Annotated in this window: 4 protein-coding genes; 3 read left to right on the plus strand and 1 reads right to left on the minus strand. The window is 69.9% G+C overall.

Annotation, left to right across the window (positions count from 1 at the left end):
* Positions 1 to 497: c-type cytochrome (locus DIS04_RS18075; RefSeq protein ID WP_218938192.1), on the minus strand; the 497-nt coding region annotated here is incomplete at its 3' end.
* Between the two features lie 242 nt (positions 498 to 739).
* Here DIS04_RS18075 and lhgO point away from each other — a divergent pair.
* The 3 genes from lhgO to DIS04_RS18090 are packed head-to-tail and all read left to right on the plus strand — an operon-like array spanning position 740 to position 3,932.
* Positions 740 to 1,939 (plus strand): L-2-hydroxyglutarate oxidase, encoded by a 1,200-nt coding sequence (lhgO, locus tag DIS04_RS18080; protein WP_111415188.1) that lies wholly within the window; start codon positions 740 to 742, stop codon positions 1,937 to 1,939.
* A gap of 47 nt (positions 1,940 to 1,986) precedes the next feature.
* Positions 1,987 to 2,814: a hypothetical protein gene (locus DIS04_RS18085; RefSeq protein ID WP_111415189.1), complete on the plus strand. Its 828-nt coding sequence runs from the start codon at positions 1,987 to 1,989 to the stop codon at positions 2,812 to 2,814.
* Positions 2,811 to 3,932 carry a hypothetical protein gene (locus DIS04_RS18090; RefSeq protein WP_111415190.1) on the plus strand — a complete coding sequence of 374 codons (1,122 nt, stop codon included), beginning with the start codon at positions 2,811 to 2,813 and terminating at the stop codon, positions 3,930 to 3,932. The genes DIS04_RS18085 and DIS04_RS18090 overlap by 4 nt, the downstream gene beginning before the upstream one ends.
* Positions 3,933 to 4,255: the final 323 nt, after the last annotated feature.

The raw sequence follows: 4,255 nt of genomic DNA on the forward strand, positions 1-4,255 counted from the left end.
GCAGCCTCGTCGTCGCCGGCAGCCTCGTCGTCGCCCGAAGCCTCTTCCTCCAGCTCAGGCACGTCCATCACCGGGTCGAGCAGGTGTGCGGTAGCGGCGGCGACTTCCTCGTCGGAGAGGCTGGAGTTGCCGCCACGCGCCGGCATGGCATTGAAGCCATTGATGGCATGATCCAGCAGCGTGTCCCAGCCCTGATCGACGCGATCGGCCCAGGCGTCCTCCTCGCCGCGCACCGGTGCCCCGGCGGCCCCGCTGTCGTGGCAGGCACTGCAGACCTGGCCATAGATGCTCTCGCCATCGGCACCATCGCCGCCGCCACCGTCGTCGCTCTCGGCGGCCGCCGCCGTACCGCAATCCTCGCCCTGCAGGCAGAGATTGCCCACCGGCTTCAGGCGCTCGGCGATGGCATCGCGCTCCTCTTCAGCCTGAACGGACATGGCGCCCGTGGTCAGGCCGATGGCGGCCAGACACCCCAAGATCAGTTTGCTGGATTTCACTCTCACCACCTCTCGACGGTCCTGTAATCGTAATCGGTTGGCGACGTCGGCACGCGACAGCCGGAGCGCCATGACGCACACAATGGGCGATAGTATACCGATATAGCAAACTGCTGGAAAACGCCGTTGCCCACGCCTTTGGCATGAGCCGGTGAGCGGCCCGGGCCGACTGGCCAGCGCAGCGGCCGGCGAGTATCTTGGTAGCGACCCCTTCGGTGTACCACTGGCGACGCGAGGCGTGCGTGTACGATTTCATCATCCTCGGTGGCGGCATACTCGGCCTCTCCACCGCGATGCAGCTCATCGAGCGCTATCCCGACAAGAAAATGCTGCTGTTGGAGAAGGAGAGCGGCCCCGCGCGGCACCAGAGCGGGCACAACAGCGGCGTGATCCATGCCGGCGTCTACTACACGCCGGGCAGCCTCAAGGCGCGCTTCTGTCTCGAGGGCAACCGCGCCACGAAGGAGTTCTGCGAGCGCCATGCCATTCCCTACGATGTCTGCGGCAAGCTGCTGGTGGCGACCAACGAGCAGGAGATGCGGCGCATGGAGGCGCTATGGGAGCGCACCGCCGCCAACGGGCTGGAGCGGGAGTGGCTCTCCGGCGAGGAACTGGGGGAGCGCGAACCCCACATCTCCGGGCTCGGCGCCATCTTCGTCCCCTCCAGTGGCATCGTCAGCTATGCCCGGGTGGCCGAGGCCATGGCCGAGGAGTTCCAGCGTCTTGGAGGCCAGATTCGCTACGACCACGAGGTCACCGGAATCGCCGAGCGCACCGGGGAGGTCCTCGTCGATACGTCCAGGGGTGAGTTCAACAGCCGCTACCTGGTGACCTGCTCCGGGCTGATGGCCGACCGCATCGTGCGCCTGCTGGGGCGTAACCCCGGCTTCACCATCTGCCCGTTCCGCGGCGAGTACTACCGTCTGCCCGACCGCCTCAGCGGCATCGTCCGCCACCTCATCTACCCCATTCCCGATCCATCCATGCCGTTCCTCGGGGTGCACCTCACGCGCATGATCGATGGCTCGGTGACCGTGGGGCCCAACGCCGTGCTGGCGTTCAAGCGCGAGGGGTATCGCAAGAGCGACGTCTCGCTCCCCGACATGGCGCGCATGTTCGCCAACCCGGGCATCCTCAAGGTCCTGGGTCGCAACCTGCAGCCCGGCCTGCACGAGATGAAGAACTCGCTGTGGCGCCGCGGCTACCTGGAAGAGGTGCGCAAGTACTGCCCCAGCCTGACGCTGGACGACCTCGAGCCGTGGCCCGCCGGCGTGCGCGCCCAGGCCGTCTCCCGCGATGGCCGGCTGATCGATGACTTCCTGTTCGTCAACACCCGGCGCACGGTCAACGTCTGCAACGCTCCGTCGCCGGCGGCCACGTCGGCGCTGCCCATCGGTCGCCACATCCTGGCGAAGGTCGGCGAGATGATCCAGGCGACGTAAGCGCTGCGCGCGGCAGGCGTCGCCTTCACCCACTCAACGAGGAAGCCATGAGCGAGCGGCCTTTCGCCGCCTGGCGCCGCACCCTGTCTCGGCAGGGGCACGTCGTGCTGACGGTCGCCGGGCTGCTGGCATGGTCCCGCCTGGGGGCGGGGGCGGCCAGCGTGCTGCTGCTGCCGGCCTGGGCGCTGGCCGGGCAGCTGATCTTCGCCGGTAGCGTCGAGGCCGCACGCCTGCGCCGTCGCGCCTGGCTGGGCCAGTACCTGCTCGCGTCGTCGCCCTGGCATCGGCGCCTGCGCGGCGGGCTGCTCATGGTGCTGCGCCATCAACTCCTCGGCCTGCTGCTGGCGCTGCTGCTGCTGGTGCAGCTCCGCCTGCTGCCGACACTCACCTGGACGGTGCTGGTGCTGGCGGCGCTGACGCTGGCCTGGCTGCAGGCACTGCTGCGTCGGCGCCTGGCACGCCACGTGGTCACCGCCCATGTGCCGGCACTGACCCGCCGCCTGCTGGTCTGGCCCGTGGGTGGCCTGGTGGCGCTGCTGCTGGTGCTGCTGGCGCTGTGGTTGCCACAACCCTACCTGATCGGACTAGCCTGGGAAGAGGCACTGGTTCGCCATGTCTCCACCGCGGCGGGCAGCACGCTGCTCGGCGTCTTCGAGCGTCTCGCCCAGGCCGTTGAACTGACCCGCTACTGGGCCATGCAGAATGCCGTGACCCGGACCGGGGTCGCCGAAGGCCTGGCGCTGGTCGGCTGGCTGGTGCTGCTGCTGATCCAGAGCGCCTTCGCCTGGGCCTTCGTCAGGCTGCTGGTGGGCGCCGAGGCCCTGCGCGATCGGCTGACGCGGTGGCCCGAGAGTGGACGGGAGGGACCCGCATGACCACACGCCCGGCGAGCGCCCGGTGTCTGCCGGCAGCGACCTGGAGCCTGAGCCTGCTGCTGGTGGCGCTGCTGATGCTGGGCCTGGTCCCGGTCTACCAGCTGTTGCAGGAGCGCAGCGAGGCACCGCTCTTCCGCGTCGTGATCGATGGCGAGGCCCTGGTCCTAGACGCCGAGACCCATGCCGACCTGGGGCGGGAGCTGGCGCAACGCGCCGCCGAGCTTGATCTCAGGCTGCGCGACGAGATGCAGCCCTGGCTCGACGCCCGGCTGGATGCCGCCTTCGCTCCGCTCGAGGCCGCGGTGCCGGAGTATCTCGACTGGCACTTCTCGCTGCGAGGGAGCTACCTGCGCCTGGCGATAGCGCTGACGGACGACGTGGACGAATGGCTGGAGGCGCAGTTGGCCGAGCAACTGATCGCGCGCAGCGGCTTCGAGGCCGCGCTGGAGGAGCTCGAGGCCGATTACGCCACGCGCCTCGAGCCGGCCCAGCGGCGGCTGGAACGGGAGATCGCCCGGAGCCTGCATGCGCGCTACGGCGAGCGGCAGGTGGAAGCCTCCCCCTCACGTCCGCTGCACGAGGTCGATCTCGACCTGGCGCTGCGTAACGCCTTTCAGGATCGCTGGGACGAGATGCGCTGGGGGACGGCCGCCGCGGGTGGTGCCCTGGGCCTGGCCGTCGGTCGGGCGCTTGCCCAGCGGCTGGTGGCGGGCGCCGCCATGCAGGGCTCGCGAGCCGTGGCCAGCCGCATCGTGGCGCGCCTGGGCGGCCATGCGGCGCGCTCGCTGGGCAGCGGCGCCACGGCCACGGCGGCCACCTCGCCGACCGGCCCTGCGGCGCTGCTGGCCGGTGCCACCGCCACGGCGGTGGCCCTGGCCGGTTTCGCCGGCACCGAGTACGTCCTGCTCAAGGCCGAGGAGCATCGCTACCGCAATGCCATGGAAGCCGAATTGATCGAGGAAGTGGCACGCGCCCGCAGCGAGGTGCATCGCGCGCTCGAAAACCACGCCGCCCGCCGGGCCGAAGCGCTCGAGCGCTACCTGGCGCAGGCGGCCCGCGACGCCGAGGCGGCCGCTGAGGTGCCGCAGGCGTACCGGATCTTCGGTCCCGAGCGCTGAGCCTGGCGGAGGCCGCCAGGCTGGACAGCTTCGGCCCCGGCGGTTACGATGTTGGCCGCTCCTCGGCAGCAAAGCGCCGTAGCTCGGTTGGGCGTAGCCGGATCTGCGGAAGCGCAGCTGCTGCCCGGCGGAAGCGACCGGTGCGATGCAGCGCACCGGGCCGGACCCGAGGCGACGCCGGAGGGGAGTGCGGTACAGCGCAACGCGCTGCCGGCGTGCGGAGTCGCCAAGGCTTCCAGCGCCATCTTGCATAAGCGCCCGTAGCTCAGTTGGATAGAGTGTTGGCCTCCGAAGCCAAAGGTCGCAGGTTCAAATCCTGCCGG

It is taken from the genome of Billgrantia lactosivorans (genome assembly GCF_003254665.1).
Classification (GTDB): Bacteria; Pseudomonadota; Gammaproteobacteria; order Pseudomonadales; family Halomonadaceae; genus Halomonas; species Halomonas lactosivorans.